The organism is Nocardia fusca NBRC 14340 (assembly GCF_001618425.1).
GTDB classification, from domain to species: Bacteria; Actinomycetota; Actinomycetes; order Mycobacteriales; family Mycobacteriaceae; genus Nocardia; species Nocardia fusca.
In genome coordinates this window covers 476,177-498,125 of record NZ_BDCU01000018.1, presented here as the reverse complement: position 1 = coordinate 498,125, position 21,949 = coordinate 476,177, and the positions used below count along the sequence as shown (strand labels likewise).

Here is a 21,949-nt window from a genome sequence, read left to right as displayed (position 1 = left end):
AGATCATGGCAACCCGGGGTAATCCGCTTGCCGCATTTCTGAATTCGCGCAGTAGGGGCCCTGGACGTGTTCGCGGCGCGCCTCCGACCGGCAGGGGCGTGCCGTGAATCCCGCCTTGTGTTTCAGCCGTTCGCGCGGGCCAGCAGCTCGTCGAGTTCCTCGGCGGTCATCAGCCCACCGAGGTTCAGCGCGATTCGCCCGATGGGGATGGACCCGATCATGCGCGCCATATCCACCCCCAGATCGGTACCCGCCGAACTACCGCGCTCACCGATCAGCGGCCCGAGTTTCGCGCCGAGTTCCGGCCCCGCCACCGGATTCGCCATGACCTCGGCGAATGCCGACTCCCGGGTGAGCGGCACCCGAACCTCGTCCCCGTCGAGCCGGACGGTCGCGCGTACCGGCAGATCCCGGCTGGAACGCCCGATGGACAGAATGTATTCGCCGCCTTCGACGATCCAGCGACCGGCGGGTTCGTGCCAGCGGGCGAATTCCCGCCGGGGTATCCGGACGGTGACCTCTGCCGCCGCATCGGGTTCCAGCTCCACCGTTGCGAAACCGCCGAGCTCCCGCGGCGGGCGCAGCATCGACGAGGTCACCGGGCTCGTATAGACCTGGACGACCTCCCGGCCCGCCCGTGCGCCGGTGTTGGTCACCCGTACCGTCACCGTGACACCGTCGGCGTCGGAGACCGCGCGCGGCTCGGCGTAGGCGAAGGTCGTATAGGTCAGTCCGTGCCCGAACGGGAAACTCACGTCGAGTTCACGTCGGTCGTACCAGCGATAGCCGACGAAAATACCTTCCCCGTACCGGACATGGCCCTGCTCACCCGGGAAATTGTCGTAGGCGGGCACATCGGTGAGCCGCAGCGGAATCGTTTCGGTCAACCGGCCCGTCGGTGCGGTGATACCGAACAGCAGATCGGCGACGGCGCCGCCGGCCGCCTGGCCCAGCAGCGCTGCGTCCAAGATCGCGTCCGCGGCCCCGACAACGGGCGCCAGCCGCAGGACACCGCCGTGCGCCAGGACCACGACGATCCGGTCCTGCACCGCGCGAACGGCGTGCAGCAACTCGAGCTGGTCCGCGGGCAGTTCGATATGGTCGCGATCGAAGCCCTCGGATTCCTGTGCGGCCGCGAGCCCCAGGAAGAGAATGGCGACATCGGCCCGTGCGGCCGCCTCGACAGCCTCCGCACGCAGATCGGCTGGTGCCGAATCGGACCCGGTATCGAATCCGCGGGCGTAGGTGACCGTCGCCGATCCGGCGTGGGCGCGGATCTCGTCCAGCGCGATATCGACCCGGGTGGCGTTGACATGAGACGATCCGCCGCCCTGGTAGCGCGGTTCGGTCGCGAATTCGCCGAGCACCGCGATATGCCCGCCGGGGGACAGAGGCAGGACGTCGTGGTCGTTCTTCAACAGCACCGCGCAGCGGCTCGCGACCGTACGGGCGAGGGCGTGGTGCTCATCGGCGTTCCAGCCGGTCGCCGGATCGGCGCTGCCGGCGGCGTGGACGGCCAGGGCGGCGATACGACGCGCGGAAGCTTCCAGGACCTCCGGGGCCAGCGAGCCGTCGGCGACCGCGGCGACCACGCGCCGATCACCGGCCTCGTCGGCGCCGGGCATCGTCAGATCCAGTCCGGCGGCGACCGCGGCGACCCGATCGTCGACCGCGCCCCAGTCGCTCACCACCACACCCGAGAAACCCCACTCCTCGCGGAGGACCTCGGTGAGCAGCCAGTGGTTCTGCGCTGCGTACACGCCGTTGATCTTGTTGTACGAACACATCACCGTCCAGGGAGCGGCCTCCCGTACCACGTGCCCGAACGCGTGCAGATAGATCTCGCGCAGCGGGCGCGGATCGACATCCGAACTCGACGTCATCCGTTCGTGTTCGGTGTTGTTCGCCGCGAAGTGCTTCAACGACGCGCCCACACCGTGTTCCTGGAGTCCGCGGACCCAGCCGGTGGCGAGCGCGGCGGTCAGCCGGGGATCCTCGGAGTAGTACTCGAAGTTGCGGCCGCAGCGCGGATCCCGCTTGATGTTGATCCCGGGCCCCAGCACGATGTGCACCCCCGCGGCCCGGGCCTCCCGGCCGATCGCCGCCCCCACCCGCGCCGCGAGCTCCGGGTCCCAGCTCTGCCCCAGACCCACCGCGGGCGGAAAACAGGTGGCCGGAATACTCGGGCCGATACCCAGCGCGTCACCGGCGTGGGCCGGATCCTGATAGCGCAGGCCGTGCGGGCCGTCGGAAACGGTGATCGACGGGATATCCCCGATCGGCTCGGTCGACCAGAAGTCGCGGCCACTGCCCAGCCGGGCGCGCTGCTCGACCGACAGCGGGGTGACGAGGTCGTCCGGGATGGACGCGATCGGGTCCGGCATACGACTCCTCCTGATGGTTCGGCACTGCTGTCGAACCTAGCCGCTGGGAGCGGTGCGGTGGCGGATACGACCAGCGTTGCGCGACAGTCGGCAGCATCGCCGGTACCGGCCCGCCGGACCGGTACCGGCCGCCGCGTCAGGACCCGGCCGGTCCGTAGTCCAGGTGCACCACGCCGTTGGCGTATACGTCGTGGCCTTTGAGAACGAACTTCGTGGTGTCGGCCCCGTCGGTGAACAGTTTCTCCCCTGTGCCGAGGGCGATCGGATACACGAACAGGTGCAGATCGTCGACCAGGCCCTCGGCGAGCAACGCCCGGACCAGGGTGCCGCTACCGCTGATATAGATGGTCCCGTCGATCTCGTCCTTCAGCGTGCGGATCTTATCGGGATCGTAGGCGCCCAGGGAGGTGCTGTTGGCCCATTCGGCCTGCGGCTGCTGCGCGCCCACCACGTATTTGGCAGTGTCGTTGAAGAACGGTGCGCCCGGATCGTCCTCGACGGTACGGGTGGACCATGCCGGTGCGAACATCTCGAAAGTGTTGCGACCGAGCAGGATCGCCTTCGCCTCAGCGGTGATTGCGGCGAGGGTTTCGCCCATCTGCGGATCGAACCCGAACTCGAAGGTGAACGACGGGTCCTCGTACGACCCGTCGAGGGAGACGAATTCGTGCACGGCGATGATTCCCATGATGATGTCCTTTCTGGCAGCGGCTCGGATGTGGCACCGGTCTGCGGTGAGCCGCCGGGGCTTGTCGGTCTCGTTCGGGTAGACGTGACAGGAGGGGCTTTCTCATCGGTGCCCCACCGATCTCGCCCCGGCGTGCATTCTCAGCAGCGGGAGGGCGACTCCGGGTCGCGGGATGGAATTCTGTTATGCAGGTGGCGGTACGGGTTGAGGAAGGTGGACGATGGCTCCGACGAAGGAATGGGCGCTACATCGTCCGGACAACGCTCCGATCCTCAATCCCTATATCACCTACATCGAAAGAGTGCTCAAAGCGCTGGAAGAGGGACTGGGAGACAAGAACGCGCAAACGCTGAACGCGGGGAAGCTGGTGAAGAAGGCCGCCGAGCGTCCCGGCGAAAGCGCCTTGCGGCAACAGTACGACCTCAACATGAAGCAGGTCGATGGCTATCAGGAGGACTGGGAGTCTCTCGACGACCAGATCGGTTACATCGCCGGCTTCGCGGCCGAAGACGCCAACACGGTGAGCCGGGAGTTCGAAGACCTTCGCGACAGCGCCGTCGAGATCACCGCGGTGGTGCCGGACAACCCCTCTCCGGCCCGTCAGCTCGACGCCGTGAACGCGCTGGACAACGCGGTCGGCGTGGCCTATGAAGCGATCCTGCGCGCCAACGCGAAGCTGGTAGGTAAGTCCACCGAGGTCCCCGCACAGAACTGGTCGGGCAACGGTGGGGCCGCGCCGTACGTTCCCGGCCTCACCAACACCGGCAGTGCCTATAGCGGGGCCTCAGCGCAGCCGATCGGCGAGGGCGTGAAGGCGAAGCTCGAGGATATGTACAAGTACCTGCTCGAGAAGGGCTTCTCCCCGGCTCAGGCGGCCGGTATTCTCGGCAACTTCCAGGTGGAGGCCCCCGGCTTCAACACCGGTGCGTACAACCCGGGCGAGGGCGCAATCGGCCTGGCGCAGTGGCACAGCGGTCGCCGGGCGAACCTGGAGGCATTCGCGGCAGCGCAGGGCAAGCCGGTGACGGATTGGAAGACACAGATCGACTTCATGGTGCACGAAATGCGGGGAACCCCGGGGATCACGGGAATGGGTGCCCGCAGCGAATCGGCGGCGTACAACAGCCTGATGGGGGCGGGTAGCGCCACCGCCGCGGCGGCGGTCTTCGACGGAAACTATGAACGAAGCTCCGGCGAACACCGCGGGCAGCGGGTTGCCAATGCCGAGAGCATTGCGAACAGTATGAGGAACGTCAGTGCTTCCACCGACTCCTCGGTGCCGGCGTAATTCGGCGAGAATGCGGTCCGGTGGGTCGAGTCGGCTTCTGTACAGGACGATAGGGAACAGAACTTCCGGTGCCGACTCGTTCTTCCCGCGCCATATTCTCGCCGGTGGCTCCGGACAGGTCTCGCTGCGGCACCGCCGAGGGAATGGCGGAAGCTTCTCACCAGCGGGGATGTTCGGCAACGCGCCGGATGGAACTCTGTTGAGAAAGTGGTGGTGTACTGGGCGCGGGACGGAGGGCGATGGTCGTCGCAAAGAGCTGGACACTCCGTCGTCCGTTGAACGCTCCGCTCCTGAACCCGTATATCAACTATGCCGAGAAGGTCTTGAAAGCGCTGGAAGACGGCCTGGGCGACCGTACCGCGACGAGCCTCACCGCCCAGCAGTTCGCCCGCCTGGCCGGCGAGCGCCCCGGCGACGGTGATCTCGCGGACCAGTACGAGCTGCTGGATCAGCAGGTCGCGACCTACATCGAGGACTGGAACACCCTCGACAACCAGATCGCCGAACTCGCCGCCCTGGCCGCCGACGACGCCAACGGTGTCACCGGGCATTTCGAGGATCTGCGCGCCGCGGTCGTCGAGATCACCAACGGCGTCCCGGACAATCCCACCTCGCGGCAGCAGTTCGACGCGGTCGTCGCGATCGACAACGCCATCGGCGCCACCGTCGGCAAGGTGCAGTCCGCCCACAACGAACTGGAGAACAAGTCCCTGCAGGTGCCGCAGGACCGGTCGGGCGCTGCCGGCGGCGCCCCGGCGAGTAGCGGCCCCCCGGCAAATAGCGCCTCCCCGGTGAGTCCCCTCATGGGCGGGCGCTCCTCCGGTGGTGATGGAGACGCCTCTGGTTCGGATGACGATTCCGGGTCCGGCGGCGAGATCACCGGTACCTCCGGCACACCGACCAAGATGCCCACCGGCGACGTGGCGCAGTGGATCGACCAGGCGATCGAGGTGCTCCGCGAGAACGGCTATGACGTCAAGGACTCCGACGCGGCCATTATCGCCACGATGATCGAGAAGGAATCCAGTGGCAACCCGCACGCGATCAACCTGTGGGACGAGAACGCCACGGAGAGGGGCACACCGTCGAAAGGCCTCATGCAGACCATCGACCCGACGTTCAACGCTTACGCCCTGCCCGGTCACACCGATATCTGGAACCCGGTCGACAACATCTGCGCGGGCACCGCATACGCCATCGAGCGGTACGGGTCGCTCGAAAATGTGCCGGGAATCGTCAATATGTCCCAGGGTGCGGGATACGTGGGATATTGACCATCTGTTGACATTTCCGGGCGTCGTACACACGGGGCGGTCCGCCCGATTCAATGTTAACGTCAGGTCGCCCCGGGGGAATAAGTACGAGGATGCGGCATCACACTCGTTGCCGCGCATGAACGCAAGGGAAACAGGACTGTCGAATGGGTCACCCGCAATCGCCCGATCCGCACCACCACCACCAGCCCGGACAGCCGATGTCTCCGGGCGGGTCCTACCCGGGGCAGCCTTATGCGGGCCAGCCATATGCGGGGCAGCCATTTGCGGGGCAGCCCCAGTACGGTCAGCCCTATCCGCCCGGACAACCGCAGTACGGGGCCCCCGGTGGTTATGGTGCCCCGCCTCGTCCGTCCGGTCGCAACGGAGGAAAGATCGCGGCTGTCGTCGGCGGCGTCGCCGTCGTCTTGATCGCCGTCGGCGTGGGTGCCTTCTTCTTGCTCAGTGATGGCGGCGGCTCGGTCGTCGGCGGCAAATACGATGATCCGCAGGACGCGGCGCAGGCATGGGTCGACCAGGATTACGAACCCGAGGAATTGGTGTGCTCGGCGGATATGGACGAGCTGTCGAAGTATCAGCAGCAGAACCCGACCAAGCCGACGGGCGTGCCCGATTCCGATCTCCCGGAGGCGAAAACGACGCTGAAGAGCGTCGACGTCGCGTCCGGTAGTAGTGAGGGGACGTTCACCATCGAGACGACCATGGAGCTGATGGGTAGTGAGACCACTTCGACCATGACCTACGACCTGGTCGAGGAGGATGGCGGCTGGAAGGTATGCGGCATCCTCGATCCCGATATCGAGATGGACGATTCGGGCTTCGGCCTGGGTGGCCGGTAGTCCGGGCTCCCGCGCTCGCCGCCGGGACTTCGGATTCCGGTCGGCCGCGGCACCGACGTCCTCTGTCGATGCGGGGTGGGTACCTCCCGGTCGTGAACCGTCTCGCCGCCGGCCGGACCCACCTCGTTTGCGTTGCACGTGCCACATGATTCCTGTACACGATTGGCCGGTACAGACCGCGACATCTCGACTGATCACCGCAATCGGGGAGACGTCGTTGCGGCGGAAAGTCAGTGGTTCCGGCAGCCCGGCCCCGGCCCCGGCGCCGGATCAGCCGGTCGGCTGTCCATCGCCCTGAGATCCAACCGGTCGCCGGTTCGCTGCGTCGGTCGAGGGGGCGCCGTCGTTGCCGAAGCGCGCGATCGCGCGGCGCCACCCCGCTCGACCGGCACGAACCATCACCCCCGTCGACACTGTAGCCGCACTCGCACACGGGGTCGGCCTGTCCGCGACCGGCCAGGCGAAGGAAACATCGGCCGTCGATCGGCACGGTGAGAGGCGATCCGCCGCGGGTTTCCCGGGCCCGGAGCCGTCGGGTTACCGGTGTCTGCGACATTGTGGAACGTAATTCCCGCCGCTGAGTCGCGTGGGCGGACCGACGAGCGGAGCTGGAATATCCCGGTCCGCAAGCCATCGAATTCTTCGGGCCGATTCAATCGATCAGGCGGCCTGCAAAGGAACAATTAAGCGAGTACCAAGTGCGAGCGGTCATTCTGCGTTCATTACCTTCCCGTGTGCTCCGGGCTCCGCTCGGAAACATCACGGGAAATCCGCCTTTTCGCAAGGAGTTCTCGTGCGCATCATCGCACTCCCGGTGCTACTGGCCGTCGGCTGTGCGCTGTCGCTCGGCGCCTGTGTGTGCTCGATGAGTCCGACCGCCCATTGCTTCGGACGAACAGATCTGGAGCGCACGGTCGAACATCTGCTCCAGCAAGAGGGCGATATGGAGATTGTTGCGGTCGATTGCCCGAGCCCGCTACAGATCGAGGCACACGCACTGACCCGCTGCATATTGCGGCGGGGCGACGGAACGGTTATCGGAGCCACTGTCGTGGTTACCGAGGCCACCGGAGACCGAGGTCGGATCGACGTGTCAGTGGACGCCGAACAGCCGAGTTGATCCGGCCGGAAGAGACCAAGATCTTGCTGGACCGGGTGGTCCGCATTTCGCGGACTACGAGATCACCGGCCTCGGTGTAGGAATCAGCGACTCGGCTCACAGTCTGCGCGGCTCGTGCGGAGACCTCGTCGCTGCCGACGGGCCCGGATCGCAGGAGAGGAGCTTCGTCGCGCAGCGGGTGCACCGACGATCGGCGAGTGCGTCGAGGTCAGGGCGGCGGTCCGAGCCTGGTCAGGATCATCTTCCATAGCGTCCTTGCCGGGTTCACAGAGTGAGTGCTTTGTCGGGCGGAGGCCTGTCGAGCGCTGGTCCCGATGTGCTGTCGGCGGCGCCGATCACCGGCGGAGTGGCTGTCTGGAAATCGCCCACGACTGCGTTGCCGTGCTGTCCGGTGATCAATTGCCCTTGCAGGGAATTAGTTGTCGATTCACCGGCTCCGCGTGCCATTGCCCCGGCGGTTCCACCGGGAGGCATGAATCCCGGCCCACTGTTTCGCATCGGCGACGCGGCCGGGGAAACCGCCGTGGACGTGGCCGCAGAAGACGGTGTGGAACCGGTACCGGCGGGCACGGAGGCGCCGGTCCAGGGGGCGAGCGGCCGTGCCGGGGCAGCGGGGGTTCGCCGCCGGGACCCATCGGACCTCCGCTGCCCGGGCCCCCGGTCGGCTCGCGGCGCCCGCGTCGGGGACTGATCTGCGTGGTGCGAGTCGAAAGTCCGTGGGCGCGGGCAGTTGCGATCCTGCGATGCTTCCGGCCGACGCCTGGACTCCTGTGGTGGCGGCATCGACGACGCTGGGCGCCATCTGCATCACCTGCGAGAGGATCGGCACCGAAAATCTACATCGAATGTCGGCGAACGTGTCGCTGGGCGTACGCACACAAGTTCCCGAGGAGTGCCCTCACGAGCTTGGTACGGCCGGGACCGCGCAGTGGCCGGGCAGGTTCTCCCGGGCCGGGTGGCAAGGCGGTGACAAGAATTGCCGTACGGTGGTCGGATTGCTCGTTCTCGTGTGAATCCGGCCAGAGCAGGGCGGCGAACACGATGCCGATATCGGCACAGACGACCACGGCGGCCGCAATCTGTAAACCGGTCATCGAACCAACCTGCGCCTTCCGTATCCATGGGTCGAGCGGAGGGAGATCTCGGCGCGATCGCGCCCGCCCGGGGCCCGGGTGTGGCCGGGCCTGCCGCAAAGGTGGACCGAGCGTACCGGTGGCGACTGCCGGGTGCCGAGTGCCGGATGCGACAAAAATGGGGTCGCTTCGGCCACGGATCAGCCTTCGCCCGACTCCGTCCACACAGCGACGTGCGGTAGGTAGCGGCGGCCGCTGCGAAGATCGCCGAGCAGGTCCGCGTAGTCGAGTTCGAGCTCGGCGAGCCTGGTCCACGCGGCGTGCATCCGGTCGCCGGTGACGTCATCGGTCATCAGGAGATGGAATGCGGATGCTGCTGCGGTAGCGAGGCGATCGATGAGTTGCCCGAGGCTCTCGGGGTGGGGCCGCGCGCCGGGTCGTGGCGGTGGTAGCCGGCGAGCCCAGTGATCGATACCCAGGATGAGGGCGATCCTGCGTGTGCGGAAGGGCTCCGTCCGTTCCGCCGTCTTCGCGACGCTGCGGTGGAGCTCGACGAGTGCGTGGGCAGATCGGCACAGGTCGCATTCCGGAGGCCGGCCGGCGAGTGCGCAGATCAGAGCGTCGGCGTTGGGAAGATCCGCCGGATCGAGAGGATGTTCGGCACCCGGGTCGGTATCGGCGGGTACTCGGTCCGGAACGGGAAGCGTCTGTGCCGTCCACCCGATGGTATGCGCTGGAACGGGCGCCCGGGCCACTTCGGTGCCCGGGTGCTCAGGGCAGGGCTGGGCACCTCCGGCGGGTAGGTGGTATTCCGTGGTGTTCGCCGTGCGTGCCCGTTCTCTTCGGGTGTTCGCGGAGTCTCCGCGTGCGGTAGCAAGCATGTCTGTCCCAGGTCCGGGGCGGGTCGGTTCGCTACCCGGAGAGTCGCCACGATGACTCGGTCGGGTGTCCGCCGTTGATGGGCCTCGAGATTACGGGCGATGTGTGGGGTTGGACACTGCCGGACGCGACACATTCAATACGATTCCCGACATGCGGTTGGCGGTTTTCGTCGTGGACGGTGTGGCAGATTTCGGCCTGAGCGCGGTACTGGAGGCGTTCGATATGGCAGACGCGCTACGCACCGAGATGGAACGACCCCCGGCGGAGTGGACGATCCACACCGTTTCGCTCGGCTCGAGTGTGCACTCGGCACGCGGCCATATCATCCCCACGACGCCGCTGTCCGAATTATCCGGGCAGCCAATTGATACCATGATTATTCCCGCGGTGAACGTTCTGGGGGCGGAGGCACTGGTCGATCTGGTATCCGACGCGGCGAACGCGCCGGTGCTCGATCAGCTGCGTGGCGCCCGGCTCGGCGGGGTGCATCTGGCCGCCGCCTGCACCGGAACATATTTTCTCGCCGAAGCCGGCGTGCTGGACGGATCGCCGGCCACCACGAGCTGGTGGCTCGGCCCGAGCTTCCGCCGGCGGTACCCACGTGTGCAACTGGACGAGAGCCGCATCCTGTGCCACGGCAACCAGGTCACCACCGCGGGCGCCGTCCTCTCGCATCTCGACTTGGCATTGTCGCTGATCCATCGGGCCAGTCCCGACCTGGCGGAACGTGCGTCGCGGTTCCTCACCATGGGCAACCGGACGACTCAGTCGCAGTTCATCGTCCCCGAGGTCATGGCCCGGGGAAATCCACTGATCGCGGCATTCGAACGGTGGGTGCGCGAACATATCTCCGACCAGTTCCTCATCGCCACGGCCGCCCGCGAACTGGGTGTCACCAACGCAGCCTGCAGCGCGCGGTGCGGGCGGACCTGGCGATGTCACCGAAGGACTTCGCCGACGATATCCGGCTGGAGCGGGCGGTGTACCTGTTGCGTGCCACCACGCTGACAGTCGACGCTATCGCTTCGGAGGTCGGCTACCTCAGTGGCGGGGCGCTCAGGGCGCTGATCCGCCGCCGCCGCGGTCTCAGCGTCGCCGAGATCCGGGGTGTGCGCGCTGCTCGGTGATCCGTGTTGTGCCGCGCGGTAGTCCGATGACGACCACGGCCGACCGAATCACGGAATGTGTGCCGGGCCCTCGGTTTTGTCTCGCGTGGATCGGCGACCTGGCGTGGGAGGAATTCGCCAGTAAAACTGCCCCCGACTGCATAACGAGTGGCTGGACACTCCGCGCGTCAGCCCACTGAGTGACGCGATGGCCGTTGCCCGCGAGACGGGGCCATCCGATGGCGTCGTCGAGGCATCGGCGGTTGTTTGCCGCCCCGGACCCGGCCACGCCTACATCCACCCGGGTACCCCGCAGATCACCTATGTGCCGGACGGGGCTGTCGACGTGCACGGCCAAATGGATGTAACTCTCGTAGAGCCGTCCTACCGCCAGTCCCCGGCTGTTGGTGGCCGCGGCGGTATCGGCGAGTGTGAGCGCCGCGTCGACGGCACCGCTTTCGAGCAGTTCCAGATTCTTCACCGATCCGGCGGTGGGTACCGGAGTGATCCGGACAGTCGGCGAGCGCTCGGCAGCCGCGGCCAGTGTGTTCCCGAATTCGTGGAACAGCCCGCCTGCGAGCCCGGAGCCGAGCCGGATCCGGTGTCGCGCGTTGTCGCCGCAGGCTGCTGCCACGGTAAAAGCCAAGGTTGCTGTTGCCAGGTGGAGTATTCTGCGCCGATCGAGGAGGGTCACGCGGGCAGCGCTGCCGAACATGGGTCGCCGCGCTCCTCGATATCTTCGAACCGTCCTGCCAGCACAACGCGGGACAACCCGCGTCACGAACAGTCCGAGATCAGCGCACCTTCGACGGCCCGCCTATCGATTGCCGAGAACCGCCGCGGTGCCCTCGGCGGCTGTTCCGAAACTACGAACAAAGTCCGCATCGGTTGCGGTGTGACCGGCGCGTCCGGGGTGTTCGAACCGCTCGGAGATAGTCGCGTAGAGGGGGCGTCGAGACCGTTTCATCGCGACGGCATGTGGCCATCTGCGGGGGTCGGCGAATTTACAAACAACTGACCCGAGATACGTTCGGATGGCCCGAGTGGTCGAGTACCGTTCTGCCGGTGAGTGACTCGCAGGGTTGGGATGCCATCGACCGAGCGCTGTCCGGCTTGTACGGACACGATGCGCCATTTCATCTGGGGACGCAGCACCCGTGGCGGCTCGGCGGTCCCGACCCGCTCGATGGAATCAGCATTTACCCTCGGGAATCGCCTACACCGCACTGGCACTATATCGGTTACGGGATGTCGGAGCTGTACGAAAAAGAGTCCGCGAATTCGGAGGTATCGGGCTGGGGTTTCGAGTTCACTGTTCGCGCCGCCCTGGTCGCGGACGGCTCTGCGCCGCCACTGTGGCCGGCAGAACTGCTGCAGAGCCTCGGTCGTTATGTCTTCGATTCGGGTAAATGGTTCGCGCCGGGACATACGATGAAGGTGAGCGCCGGGATCGACCCCGATCGCCCGGAGAGCGCCGTACGCGGTCTCGTATTCATCGAGGACCCCGAGCTCGCGACGATTGATACACCGCACGGAGAACTGAAGTTCTTGCAGGTGGTCGGGATTACCGCGGATGAATTCGCCGCTGCCCAGGGCGGCCGCGCGGCGGCATTACTGGAGCGGATCGCGCCATGTCTTCCGCTGTGGGTCACCGATACCGCCCGTGCCAGTCTGATCGCCTGACCTCTGGTACTCCCGCTATGAGGATGTCAACTGCCCGTAAACTCTGGACGAGGTCCCGAAACGAGGACACACTGAGGCGTTCCAGGGTGCAGACTGATGGCTCGTCCTCGGTCGCGAACCGATGGATCCACATGTCGTGCCCTCCGCGGCCCACCGTAGGTACGGCCGCTGGGATGGACGGGATCGGCCGGTTTCCGGGTAACTCGTATCGGAGAATATGGGCGCAGTGCATTCGATCGGTTCGACGGCGATCTGCCCTGGCCTGAAGGAGAAGGTGTTCGTGACCGGAGACGCGGCAGGCAGGCCGAACAGCGCGATGACGGCCGAATCGGTGGCGGATAGGGAGACGCCGGAAGGCCGGAGGATCCGGTTCGGTGTGGTCGAGGACGATGACGATGTCGGCGACGCGCTGGTCGAGGTTCTCGAGGAATACGGCTACCGCGCGGAGCGCAAGAGCCGCGGTGCGGACCTACTTCTCGGGCATCGCAATTACGACGCCGTGGTCCTGGACCTCGGTTTACCCGACGGTGATGGGCTGGATGTGCTGCGCAAACTGCGCGAGGTGAGCACCGTCCCGGTGGTCATCCTGACCGCGCGCGACGACGAACGCAGTGTGGTGCGCGGGCTGCGTATCGGCGCCGACGACTACCTGGTGAAGCCACCGAGAGTCGCCGAACTGATCGCCCGGCTCGAGGCGGTGGTCCGGCGAGCCAACCCGGTCGACCATGCCGGGGCCGATCGGGTTGTCGTCACCGGCGACGTTCGAGTGGATCTGGGGGCGCGTGAGGTCACTGTCGGTGATGCCCGAGTCGATCTCACCCAGAAGGAATTCGAACTCGTGGAGGTAATCGGGCATCGAGGCCGGGATACGTGCGGCATAGACGTCGTATGCGCTCGAGCGCCCGGTGGGGGCACTTCGGCCGGGTGCGCGCCACGCACTGCCGGACCCGTCGGGCAATTGCGGCTGCTCGTGCCGAACGGATAGCGCATGGTGGAGTGCCCGCCCGCTCATCGTTCCCGGAGTGCCAGTGGCAACCCTCCCTTGGGCTGACAGGTGACCACGTACCGTGGGATCACCTCGAAACCCTCCGCTATCGTGAACTCGAAGTGACGAACCAGGGCGGTGACCACCATCTGCGTAATGGTGACCGCCAGACGTTCCCCGATACATACCCGGCTACCTTTGCCGAAAGGGTAATAGGCGTGCCGAAGGGCGGGGCCGAAGCGCTCGGGAGCGAACCGGTCGGGGTCGAACGTTTCGGGATCCTCCCAGAAACGCGGATCACGGTGGGTGATGTGCGGATTGAGAATTATCCTCGCGTTTTTCGGCAACCGATACGGTCCGAGAGTGTCGGCGTCGACAGCGGTACGGAACCAGATCGGGAATGCTGGATGGAGCCGGAAGGCTTCGTCGATCACGCGGCGCTGGTACTCGAGCTCGGGAAGCTCGGCGAAGGCAGGCAGCCCCCGCACACCGACCCGGTCGAGTTCGCTGACTATGGCGTCGGCGATTTCGGGGTGGCGGGCGAGTTCGTAGGAGATCCACGTTATCCCGGTAGCGGTGGTTTCATAGCCGGACATGAACAGGGTGAAGACCTCGTCCCGCAACTGAAGATCACTCATCCGCTCACCGGTCTCGGCGTCCTCGGCGTCCAGCAGCAGGCCCAGGAGGTCTCGGGGCCGGCTCTCGGCGGCCCGTCGTTCGGCGATGAGCCGGTAGACCTCGGCGTCGAGGTCGGCCACGGCGCGTTGATAGGCGGTCGCACCCGGCAACGGAAGCCAGCCCGGGAGGAAGAAGGTCCACACCTTCGACGCCAGCCCGGCGAATACTTGGGAGGTGAGTGCTCGCAGCCGCTCGGCGCGTTCGGCGTCGAGCGAGGTACTGAACAGGGCGCCGAGCACTATTTCGACGTTGAGCCGGGTCCCTTCTTCCATGATGTCTAGCGGTGTGCCCTGTGCGGCAGTGCGACGCCAGCGTTCGACCGCGCGCTCGACACATGCGGTGATGTGGGATTCCATGGCCCGCAACTGCTCACTGTGGAACGCGGGCTGCATGAGCCGTCGCTGCCGCTTCCAGTAATCGCCTTCGCTGGTGACCAGGCCGTTGCCCAATGCGGTGCGGAACGGAGCCATCATCGAGCCCTTCGGATAGTTGGCCGCATTCGTGACCAGGATCCGCCGGACGAAATCGGGATGGCTGACGACATAGACGTGCAGGAGGCCCGGGTCGACCCGGACCAGGCCCTCATGCCGGGCGGCGGCATCCATGAGGTAGCGGAAGGGATCACGGAACAAACCCGTGCGCAGACCCGCGGCGGGCGGCTTGTGGACAGCAGGGGCTGAGGTGACTTCGGTGGAGCTGCTCATACCGGTTCTTTCTCGGGGTTCAGGGGGGTGGCCGAGGCGTTTTTCGAGTGTGACCTACGCCACTTGGCCGACCTGCTCAGTGACGGGAATGATCCGGGCGGAGAGGGGTGTGGACGGGTAGGTGAGGTGTACGCGGCAGCACACCTTCTCCGGTACGGGGACCATCAGGTCCGCCGGTCGATCGGCCGGCAGGTGTCCGTAGACGCCGACGATGAGTCGGCGAGAGAACTCCCCCGCCGGCATCGGAAAGCCCCGGTGCCGAGCTGTGTCGTGCGCGGCGATTGCCGGTCACTGAATCGCTCCGGCCGGTATTGCTCAGGTTCGGGCCAGCGGTGTGGATCCCGGTTGAGCAGCTCGGGGAACGCGCCGACCATCGTATTCTCCGGAATGTAATGCCCCAGGCGGCAGCCGGCGCGAACCAGCGGTGATTCCTCATGTCCGTACTCCTGCTGTGACCGATCCGGCGCCGAACGCGCGACCCGGGTCAACGGTAAGCCTGTGGTAGTGCAGAAGCGGCCGCCGCGGAGCAGTCCTTACAGCTCGTTGATGTGGTGAGCATCGGAACATGGCGATCGGTACCCGGTGCGTGCGTGGCCGGGCATCCCGGCTGATCGCAAGCGATACGAGAACCCCGGCTCTGCCGTCACCCGCTGGTTCGGTGGGCTGAACCCGCTGTGTCCGAACGTAAAGCTGCGACGCACCCCTCGGCGCCGCAACCATGCCTTCGCACAGCGGGTATGGACAGGCCTTACACTGTCTCGCCCAGGAGGTGAGCCCCGTGCGGCCTGAAAGCGGCAGTCTCCGGTCAGGCGCGGTTGCCGGTGGATTCCTCGGGAATGTGTGAGCCCCGCGGGAAGCGGTGGCCCACGGCGAGTATGCGGACCACACCGGTCGAAAGTTGCGTAGTGGTCATGGCCGGCCGTTCATCCTGTGGTCTCCGAGTACTCACACGATAGTCGGTACGGCCGCTGGGGTACGACCGAACCGCTGCTCGTCACGCTACGGGTGGTGCTGCGCCCGGCCGAGGGGCGGAAGCGACAGGAAACGATGCGTTTGCGACATCTTTTCCCTCGGCTTGCCGGAGTCGAACAGACCGACCGGTTTCGTGACGTCGCGATTGCGCCGTATCCTGCGCGCGTGGAAGTGGGCATTTTCGTGGTGGACGGTGTGGGCGAACTCGGGCTCGGCGCTCTACTCGGTGTGTTCAGCACAGCCAACGCCCTGCGCGGAGAACTGGAGCATCCGCCTGCCGCATGGAAGGTTCGTACCGTGTCCTCGGGTCCGACGGTGCGATCGGGAAGCGGGAACCTGGTGCCGACCACCCCGCTGAGTGAAATCTCCGAACCCTTCGACGCGGTCGCTGTCGCCGCGGTGAATGTACTGGAACCCGGCCCGCTGGTCGAACTGGTCTCCGCGCCCGGCAACGCATGGCTGGTAGACCACATCCGCGGCGCGCGTGCCCGTGGGGTACATCTCTCCGCGGCGTGCACCGGAACATTCTTCTTGGCCGAGGCGGGAGCGCTCGAGGGTATATCGGCGACCACCAGCTGGTGGCTCGGCGCCAGCTTCCGCAAACGCTATCCAGGAGTCGATCTGGACGAGCGGAGCATTGTCTGCCACGACGACGGAGTGACGACCGCCGGTGCGTCCCTGTCCCATATGGATATGGCGCTATCGCTGGTGTATCGCACCAGCCCGGAACTGGCGGAGCGGACGAGACGGTACCTCGCGGTCGATGATCGGACCAGTCAGGCCCCCTATGCCATCCCGGAAGTCGTCGCCCGGGGCAACCCGCTGATCGTCGGTTACGAACGCTGGGTGCGTGAGCACATCTCGGAACAGTTCCTGATCTCCACCGCTGCGCGTGAACTGGGTGTCACCGAACGCAGCCTGCAACGCGCCACCCGATCCGCGCTCGGTATGTCGCCCAAGGATTTCGCTGACGATATCCGATTGGATCGTGCCGGCCGGTTGCTCAGGACGACCGGTCTGACCGTAGAGGCCGTCGCCCGCGAAGTCGGCTATGTCAACGCGAGCGCACTGCGCGCGCTCGCCCGTCGGCGCCGCGGCCTGTCCCTGGCCGAGATCCGTGCTCACCGAATCCCCTGGTGAGGGTGATTCGTCCGATTCCGGTGGGCGATGAGCAGTGCGCTCCTTACACTGTCGGCATGTCTGCTCGACGGTCGACCGCCGCCTTCCTGCTCGTTGCCGCCTTGTCGCTGGGGGTATCCGCCTGTACCGCAACGGGACCGGGGGCGCGCAGCGAATGCGAGGTCAGCGGGTGCACCGTGACTTTCGAACGCGGTGTGGAAGCCAAGATCAGCGTGCTGGGAGTGGATACCGAACTCACCGCCGTGGAAGGCAATGTCGTGACCCTGGCGGTGGGGGGCCAGCCGGTCACGGTGCCCGTGGGAGAGACAGGTTCGGTCCAGGGCATGAACTTGACGGTGCAGGAGATCACCCAGGACAAGGTCGTGGTACGGCTCGCGACCGGTCTCTGAGAGCCCGTACGGCGGTCGGCCCGCCCGGCGGCTCCGGTTGGCCTGTGAAATTCAGTGGTGCTCGGGTACCGGCTTGTCCGCCCAGCGGGGCTCGGCACGACCGTAGCCCGGCGCCGGGAAGGGGTAATCCGGAAACTCGGCCAACACCGGTGCCGCGCTGACAACCTGGCCGTGGACCACGGTGTTACCCGGGCCGGGTACCGCCGGCGCCGCATGACCGGGGGTACGGCCTCGTTCGGAGAGCAACCAGGTCGCGGTCCGGGCCAGCGACACCCGCACATCACGGCCGCGGCCGTCGCCTGTGCGGGCGGCGAGCGCGTCGACGATTCCGGCCGCGAGCAAGTAGCCGGAGGCGTGATCGAGCGCCTGCGCGGGCAGCGCGCCGGGCACCGCGGACGCCCCCTCGATCACCGCGATTCCGGTCGCCGCCTGCACGATGCTGTCGAAACCGCGTCGGCCCGCCCACGGCCCCGTGAAACCCCAGGCGCTCACCCGGGCGTGTACGAGCCCCGGCCGCCCGGTGAGGCCCAGCCTTTCCAGCGCGCCCGGGCGATATCCGGTGACCAGCACATCGGCGGAGTCCAGTAGCGCCTCCCAGACCGCGGAGGCCGATCGCAGGTCCAGCAGGGTCGAGTATTTGCCCTGGCAGGTATCGGTGTACTGCCAGGAGATCTCCGGCAGCCGAGGCGGGTCCACCCGCAGGACCTCGGCGCCGAGCAGTGCCAGTGCGCGGGTAGCTACCGGCCCGGCGATCACCCGGGTCAGATCCAGTACCCGCACGCCCTGCAGTGGCTGGTACGGGGTCCCCGATACGGGCAGCGTGTATCGGCGCCGGTCGTTGCGTTCCACCAGTGCGACCAGCGGGCCCGCTCCGGCCGCCCCGGCCTGTGGCCCGGCCCGCCACTGCGCTTCGTCGCGGACCCGGACCACGATCGCGCCCCGGGCCGCGGCCAGCTCTTCCAGATCGGCGGCGCGGATCATCGCCATCTGGGCCTCGGCCAGTCCGCGCGCCGCGTCTGCGGGGAGTTCGAGGGCGTCCAGCAGCCGGGCGCGGTGATGTGGATAGTTGGCGTGGGTGCGCACCCAGCCGTCGAACGTGGGGAAGAATCCGGACAGGTCGGCAAATCCCTCGACGGGGGCGCCGTCGATCCGTAGTAACCGGTCACTCGAGAAGGATGCCGCGATACGTTCGGGGTTCAGCCGGTGCCGGATCGGTGTGGTGCCGGTGGCCTGCCGGTACCGATCGGCGGCCGCTGCGAACGCCTGGACCGATCCCGCGGCCAGCCCCCACACCGGCAGGGTGGCGGCGAGGTACTGCCCGGGGTCGGGCCAGTCCACCGGTTTCGACTCGGCGACGCCTGCCCCGTCTTCGTAATCACGGACCAGCCGTGCGCCCACGTCCACCGCACCGAGAGTACTGGGCCGTGGGCACGGCGAACGGACGGTCATCCGATGGCACAGCGATTTTCATCACACCGTCACCGGCGGGCACCGATCAGCCCGCGACCCGCGCGCTCGCGCCCTGCGGGTGGCGGGCGCGCCACCACAGTCCGGCCCACGACACCAGGACACAGGCCGCCACCAGCAGCTGCACTCCCGCGAGCATGCTCTCCGGATAGATCACTCCGGTCAGGTAGTGGTCGATGAAGCCCTCCGGCGGCAACCCCGAGACCCCGGCGCGGTGCCGGGCCCAGTTCTCCGCGTAGGTGAGCGGGCAGTCGTAGCCGACCAGCACCGTGCCGAAACCCCAGGCCGCGGCGGCCCCGTGCAACCAGATGGTGCGCGGGAAACGCCACGCCAGAAAGCCGCCCGCCACCACGTAGCCGATGAACAGCACATGCAGGGCGGCGACCATATCCGCGATCAGCCGGTACCACACCCTTCCAGGGTATGTCCTCGGATGTGTCAGGGCACCGGGTTTACCACGGGGAGGGGCGGTAGTCCTTCAAGAAACAGCCGTAGAGGTCCTCGCCGGCTTCTCCCCGCACGATCGGGTCGTAGACCCGGGCCGCGCCGTCTACCAGGTCCAGTGGGGCATGGAAACCCTCGTCGGCGAGCCTGATCTTGGTGTAGTGCGGTCGTTCGTCGGTGATCCAGCCGGTGTCCACCGCGGTCATCAGGATGCCGTCGGTTTCCAGCATTTCCTTCGCACTGGTCCGGGTCAGCATGTTCAGCGCCGCCTTGGCCATATTGGTGTGCGGATGCCCCGGCCCCTTGTAGCCGCGAGAGAACTGGCCTTCCATCGCCGAAACGTTCACCACGTATTTACGGCGCGCGGGCGCCGCGGCCAGCGCGGGCCGCAACCGGGAGACCAGGATGAACGGGGCGACCGAATTGCACAGCTGGACTTCGAGTAGTTCGGTCGGGTCCACTTCGCCCACGGTGTGCACCCAACTGTTGGTGTGCGCGAGGTCGGGCACCAGGCCACCGGCGTCGATCGCCACCCCGCGGGCGATGCGTTCGGGTGTGGCAGACCCCGCCACCAAGGCCAGTTCCGCCACGTCGGCGCCGGCCAAGGTGGGGGTCAGCGAGGCGGTCAGCGCGGTCGGATGGGCGCGGGTGGTCTGCCCGAAGGTCACCTTCTCGGGCAACTGGCCGGAGGGCAGCGGCCCGTCCTCGGCGGCGGCCAGGGCGCTGTAGGCGCCGGGGGAGCGGCGTACGGTCTGCGCGGCGTTGTTGATGAGGATATCGAGCGGTCCCTGAGCTGCGACATCGTCGGCGAGTGCTACCACCTGGGCGGGATCCCGGAGGTCGATACCGACGATGCGCAGCCGGTGCAACCAGTCGGCACTGTCGGGCTGGGCGGCGAAGCGGCGGATCGCGTCGTTGGGAAAGCGGGTGGTGATGGTCGTGTGCGCGCCGTCGCGCAGCAGCCGCAATGCGATGTACATCCCGATCTTGGCGCGCCCGCCGGTGAGCAGCGCGCGACGGCCGGTCAGGTCGGTGCGGGCCTCGCGGCGGCCGTGGCTCATGGCCGCGCAGTCCGGGCACAGCTGGTGGTAGAACGCGTCGACGCGGGTGTACTTCTCCTTGCAGATGTAGCAGCCGCGGGGGCGCAGGAGCGTGCCGGCCGACGCGCCGGAGGTGCTGGAACTGATCGGGATACCGGCGGTCTCGTCATCGATCCGGTTCGGTGAACCGGTGGCCGTGGCGGCGACCACCGCGCGGTCCGCGGCGAGTTTCGCCTGCCGGGCGGCGACGCGCCGCTGTCGTTTGAGCTCTTTGAACATCCGGCCGACCGCGCGCTGCACGGTGGTCGAATCCGGATGACCGGGGTCCAGCTGTCCTGCCTGTTCGAGAACGCGCAAACAGGTGGCGAGGTCGTTCGGGTCGATACTGGGCGCGGCCATCGGTGCGGAAGAAGTCCTTCGTGAGCTGGGAAAGCGTGCGCACCATTGTGGCAAAACCGCCGCAGCGCGACCGGAGCCGGGCCACCGGGACCGCCGGGCACGGGCTCCGGCTGCGTCGCCACAAGTGGGAACGCGCTCGTTGACATCACGCCAATAGTGCGGGAAAGTCGGTGCCGGACGATCCGGTGCGTCGGCGCCGGGCTGGGTGATCACGAACAGAGGACGCGGATATGGCACGCCCCGCATGGAGCGACGACGAGGTCGAGGCGGTACGGGAACTCGCGCGCAACTACTTCGAGAAGGAGGTGGTCCCGCACGAGGAGAAGTTCATCGAGCAGGGCCATCCGGACAAGGCGCTCTACCGGCGTGCCGGGGAACTCGGCCTGCTGTGCCCGGCGGTCCCGGAGGAGTTCGGCGGCGGGGGCGGCAGCTTCGCTCACGAGGCCGCGATCATCGAGGAACAGGTGCGCGCCGGTGACGGGGCCCTCGGGATCCCGGTGCACAGTTCGATCATCGCGCCCTATCTGGCCGAATTCGGGTCCGAGGAGCTGAAGAAGCGGATTCTGCCCAAGGCGAGCAGCGGCGAGATGGTGCTGTCCATCGGGATGACCGAGCCGGGCACCGGATCGGACCTGCAGGCGATCAAGACCCGGGCCGTCCTCGAAGGCGACGAGTACGTGATCACCGGTTCGAAGATCTTCATCTCCAACGGCTGGCTCTGCGACGGCATCATCATCGCCGCGAAAACCGACCCGGAGAAGGGCGCCGCCGGTGTCTCGCTGCTCTTCGCCGAGGTCGGCGACGACACCCCCGGCTTCACCCGCGGCCGCATCCTGTCCAAGATCGGCGGCAAGGGCCAGGACACCGCCGAACTGTTCTTCGACGGACTGCGGGTGCCCGCGGCGAACCTGCTCGGTGGCGCCGAGGGCCAGGGCTTCTATCAGATGATGCAACTGCTGGCCCAGGAGCGGCTGGTCACCGCCATCATGGCGGTGGCGATGATGGAACGCGCGGTCGAACTGACCGTCGAATACACCAAGGGCCGCGAGGCCTTCGGTAAACCGCTGTTCGCCATGCAGAACACCAAGTTCGAACTGGCCGAATGCGCGACCATCGCCCGGACCAACCGGGTCTTCCTCGACGACTGCATCGGCCGGCACCTGCGCGGAGAACTCGATATCCAGTCGGCCGCCATGTCGAAGTACTGGTCCACCGATCAGCTCGGCGTCGTCGTGGACCGCTGCCTGCAGCTCTTCGGCGGCTACGGGTATATGACCGAGTACCCCATCTCCCAGCTGTACACGGGAGCCCGGGTGCTGCGCATTCTCGCGGGCAGCAACGAGGTGATGAAGGATCTCATCGCGCGTGGGCTCTGACCTGGAACCTCTACCCGC

The 21,949-nt window shown here is 66.9% G+C and carries 21 protein-coding genes; 11 read left to right on the top strand and 10 right to left on the bottom strand.

Annotated features, from left to right (window positions below):
• Window positions 1-122: 122 nt before the first annotated feature.
• The gene (locus NF4_RS11550; RefSeq protein ID WP_063127252.1) at window positions 123-2,384 is read right to left on the bottom strand and encodes a glycoside hydrolase family 3 C-terminal domain-containing protein; all 2,262 of its coding nucleotides are present in this window, start codon (window positions 2,382-2,384) and stop codon (window positions 123-125) included.
• 136 nt (window positions 2,385-2,520) lie between these two features.
• Window positions 2,521-3,072 carry a dihydrofolate reductase family protein gene (locus NF4_RS11545; protein ID WP_063127251.1) on the bottom strand — a complete coding sequence of 184 codons (552 nt, stop codon included), beginning with the start codon at window positions 3,070-3,072 and terminating at the stop codon, window positions 2,521-2,523.
• A 220-nt stretch (window positions 3,073-3,292) separates the two neighbouring features.
• On the opposite strand from NF4_RS11545, the gene NF4_RS11540 reads away from it, so the two are divergent.
• The 4 genes from NF4_RS11540 to NF4_RS11525 all read left to right on the top strand — a co-directional run bounded on the left by NF4_RS11540 (window position 3,293) and on the right by NF4_RS11525 (window position 7,593).
• Window positions 3,293-4,360 carry a phage tail tip lysozyme gene (locus NF4_RS11540; RefSeq protein ID WP_063127250.1) on the top strand — a complete coding sequence of 356 codons (1,068 nt, stop codon included), beginning with the start codon at window positions 3,293-3,295 and terminating at the stop codon, window positions 4,358-4,360.
• A gap of 239 nt (window positions 4,361-4,599) precedes the next feature.
• On the top strand, window positions 4,600-5,634 hold the full coding sequence (locus tag NF4_RS39215) for a transglycosylase SLT domain-containing protein (RefSeq protein WP_084533043.1): 1,035 nt from the start codon (window positions 4,600-4,602) through the stop codon (window positions 5,632-5,634).
• A 200-nt stretch (window positions 5,635-5,834) separates the two neighbouring features.
• Complete coding sequence (locus tag NF4_RS11530; RefSeq protein ID WP_157120179.1) at window positions 5,835-6,473, top strand: Rv0361 family membrane protein; 639 nt, start codon at window positions 5,835-5,837, stop codon at window positions 6,471-6,473.
• Between the two features lie 793 nt (window positions 6,474-7,266).
• Complete coding sequence (locus tag NF4_RS11525; protein ID WP_063127247.1) at window positions 7,267-7,593, top strand: DUF4333 domain-containing protein; 327 nt, start codon at window positions 7,267-7,269, stop codon at window positions 7,591-7,593.
• A gap of 264 nt (window positions 7,594-7,857) precedes the next feature.
• Here NF4_RS11525 and NF4_RS39210 read toward each other — a convergent pair whose 3' ends face one another.
• Window positions 7,858-8,040, bottom strand: a complete 183-nt coding sequence (locus NF4_RS39210; protein WP_232330415.1) for a hypothetical protein — start codon at window positions 8,038-8,040, stop codon at window positions 7,858-7,860.
• An 826-nt stretch (window positions 8,041-8,866) separates the two neighbouring features.
• Window positions 8,867-9,547: a DUF4254 domain-containing protein gene (locus tag NF4_RS39205; protein WP_232330414.1), complete on the bottom strand. Its 681-nt coding sequence runs from the start codon at window positions 9,545-9,547 to the stop codon at window positions 8,867-8,869.
• 151 nt (window positions 9,548-9,698) lie between these two features.
• Here NF4_RS39205 and NF4_RS11510 point away from each other — a divergent pair, with 151 nt between their 5' ends.
• Together NF4_RS11510 and NF4_RS39200 are read left to right on the top strand one after the other, a co-directional pair.
• Window positions 9,699-10,556, top strand: a complete 858-nt coding sequence (locus NF4_RS11510) for a GlxA family transcriptional regulator (RefSeq protein WP_063127244.1) — start codon at window positions 9,699-9,701, stop codon at window positions 10,554-10,556.
• Window positions 10,484-10,675: a helix-turn-helix domain-containing protein gene (locus NF4_RS39200; protein ID WP_232330413.1), complete on the top strand. Its 192-nt coding sequence runs from the start codon at window positions 10,484-10,486 to the stop codon at window positions 10,673-10,675. Before NF4_RS11510 ends, NF4_RS39200 begins: the two co-directional genes overlap by 73 nt.
• Here NF4_RS39200 and NF4_RS40020 read toward each other — a convergent pair.
• Complete coding sequence (locus NF4_RS40020) at window positions 10,635-11,369, bottom strand: TAXI family TRAP transporter solute-binding subunit (protein WP_063127243.1); 735 nt, start codon at window positions 11,367-11,369, stop codon at window positions 10,635-10,637. The two genes, NF4_RS39200 and NF4_RS40020, sit on opposite strands and share 41 nt — an antisense overlap.
• Before the next feature lie 350 nt (window positions 11,370-11,719).
• Here NF4_RS40020 and NF4_RS11500 point away from each other — a divergent pair, with 350 nt between their 5' ends.
• Both NF4_RS11500 and NF4_RS11495 read left to right on the top strand, forming a co-directional pair.
• Window positions 11,720-12,337 (top strand): suppressor of fused domain protein, encoded by a 618-nt coding sequence (locus tag NF4_RS11500; RefSeq protein WP_063127242.1) that lies wholly within the window; start codon window positions 11,720-11,722, stop codon window positions 12,335-12,337.
• A gap of 364 nt (window positions 12,338-12,701) precedes the next feature.
• Window positions 12,702-13,322: a response regulator transcription factor gene (locus NF4_RS11495; protein WP_157120232.1), complete on the top strand. Its 621-nt coding sequence runs from the start codon at window positions 12,702-12,704 to the stop codon at window positions 13,320-13,322.
• Window positions 13,323-13,345: 23 nt separating this feature from the next.
• Here the strand turns inward: NF4_RS11495 and NF4_RS11490 are convergent, their stop codons facing one another.
• Both NF4_RS11490 and NF4_RS40015 read right to left on the bottom strand, forming a co-directional pair.
• Window positions 13,346-14,704, bottom strand: coding sequence for a cytochrome P450 (locus tag NF4_RS11490; protein ID WP_063127240.1), 1,359 nt, complete (start codon window positions 14,702-14,704; stop codon window positions 13,346-13,348).
• A 164-nt stretch (window positions 14,705-14,868) separates the two neighbouring features.
• Window positions 14,869-15,192, bottom strand: a complete 324-nt coding sequence (locus NF4_RS40015) for a cytochrome P450 (protein ID WP_369690922.1) — start codon at window positions 15,190-15,192, stop codon at window positions 14,869-14,871.
• 649 nt (window positions 15,193-15,841) lie between these two features.
• Between NF4_RS40015 and NF4_RS11480 the strand changes: the two genes are divergently transcribed.
• Window positions 15,842-16,816, top strand: a complete 975-nt coding sequence (locus NF4_RS11480; RefSeq protein WP_063127407.1) for a GlxA family transcriptional regulator — start codon at window positions 15,842-15,844, stop codon at window positions 16,814-16,816.
• A gap of 56 nt (window positions 16,817-16,872) precedes the next feature.
• Window positions 16,873-17,205, top strand: a complete 333-nt coding sequence (locus tag NF4_RS11475; protein ID WP_063127238.1) for a hypothetical protein — start codon at window positions 16,873-16,875, stop codon at window positions 17,203-17,205.
• Between the two features lie 51 nt (window positions 17,206-17,256).
• On the opposite strand, the gene NF4_RS11470 is transcribed toward NF4_RS11475, so the two are convergent.
• The 3 genes from NF4_RS11470 to NF4_RS11460 all read right to left on the bottom strand — a co-directional run bounded on the left by NF4_RS11470 (window position 17,257) and on the right by NF4_RS11460 (window position 20,555).
• Complete coding sequence (locus NF4_RS11470; RefSeq protein ID WP_439956750.1) at window positions 17,257-18,603, bottom strand: CoA transferase; 1,347 nt, start codon at window positions 18,601-18,603, stop codon at window positions 17,257-17,259.
• Window positions 18,604-18,700: 97 nt separating this feature from the next.
• On the bottom strand, window positions 18,701-19,084 hold the full coding sequence (locus NF4_RS11465; RefSeq protein ID WP_063127237.1) for a DUF2784 domain-containing protein: 384 nt from the start codon (window positions 19,082-19,084) through the stop codon (window positions 18,701-18,703).
• Between the two features lie 40 nt (window positions 19,085-19,124).
• Window positions 19,125-20,555: an SDR family NAD(P)-dependent oxidoreductase gene (locus NF4_RS11460; protein ID WP_063127236.1), complete on the bottom strand. Its 1,431-nt coding sequence runs from the start codon at window positions 20,553-20,555 to the stop codon at window positions 19,125-19,127.
• A gap of 230 nt (window positions 20,556-20,785) precedes the next feature.
• Between NF4_RS11460 and NF4_RS11455 the strand changes: the two genes are divergently transcribed.
• Window positions 20,786-21,931 (top strand): acyl-CoA dehydrogenase family protein, encoded by a 1,146-nt coding sequence (locus NF4_RS11455; protein WP_063127235.1) that lies wholly within the window; start codon window positions 20,786-20,788, stop codon window positions 21,929-21,931.
• The last annotated feature ends 18 nt before the right edge of the window (window positions 21,932-21,949 follow it).

Excerpts from the sequence above, each read along its gene's own strand:
- NF4_RS11550 (WP_063127252.1), bottom strand. The coding sequence starts at position 2,384 with ATGCCGGACCCGATCGCGTCCATCCCGGACGACCTCGTCACCCCGCTG.
- NF4_RS11545 (WP_063127251.1), bottom strand. The coding sequence starts at position 3,072 with ATGGGAATCATCGCCGTGCACGAATTCGTCTCCCTCGACGGGTCGTAC.
- NF4_RS11540 (WP_063127250.1), top strand. The coding sequence starts at position 3,293 with ATGGCTCCGACGAAGGAATGGGCGCTACATCGTCCGGACAACGCTCCG.
- NF4_RS39215 (WP_084533043.1), top strand. The coding sequence starts at position 4,600 with ATGGTCGTCGCAAAGAGCTGGACACTCCGTCGTCCGTTGAACGCTCCG.
- NF4_RS11530 (WP_157120179.1), top strand. The coding sequence starts at position 5,835 with ATGTCTCCGGGCGGGTCCTACCCGGGGCAGCCTTATGCGGGCCAGCCA.
- NF4_RS39210 (WP_232330415.1), bottom strand. The coding sequence starts at position 8,040 with ATGGCACGCGGAGCCGGTGAATCGACAACTAATTCCCTGCAAGGGCAA.
- NF4_RS39205 (WP_232330414.1), bottom strand. The coding sequence starts at position 9,547 with ATGCTTGCTACCGCACGCGGAGACTCCGCGAACACCCGAAGAGAACGG.
- NF4_RS11510 (WP_063127244.1), top strand. The coding sequence starts at position 9,699 with ATGCGGTTGGCGGTTTTCGTCGTGGACGGTGTGGCAGATTTCGGCCTG.
- NF4_RS39200 (WP_232330413.1), top strand. The coding sequence starts at position 10,484 with ATGTCACCGAAGGACTTCGCCGACGATATCCGGCTGGAGCGGGCGGTG.
- NF4_RS40020 (WP_063127243.1), bottom strand. The coding sequence starts at position 11,369 with ATGTTCGGCAGCGCTGCCCGCGTGACCCTCCTCGATCGGCGCAGAATA.
- NF4_RS11490 (WP_063127240.1), bottom strand. The coding sequence starts at position 14,704 with ATGAGCAGCTCCACCGAAGTCACCTCAGCCCCTGCTGTCCACAAGCCG.
- NF4_RS11475 (WP_063127238.1), top strand. The coding sequence starts at position 16,873 with ATGTCTGCTCGACGGTCGACCGCCGCCTTCCTGCTCGTTGCCGCCTTG.
- NF4_RS11460 (WP_063127236.1), bottom strand. The coding sequence starts at position 20,555 with ATGGCCGCGCCCAGTATCGACCCGAACGACCTCGCCACCTGTTTGCGC.
- NF4_RS11455 (WP_063127235.1), top strand. The coding sequence starts at position 20,786 with ATGGCACGCCCCGCATGGAGCGACGACGAGGTCGAGGCGGTACGGGAA.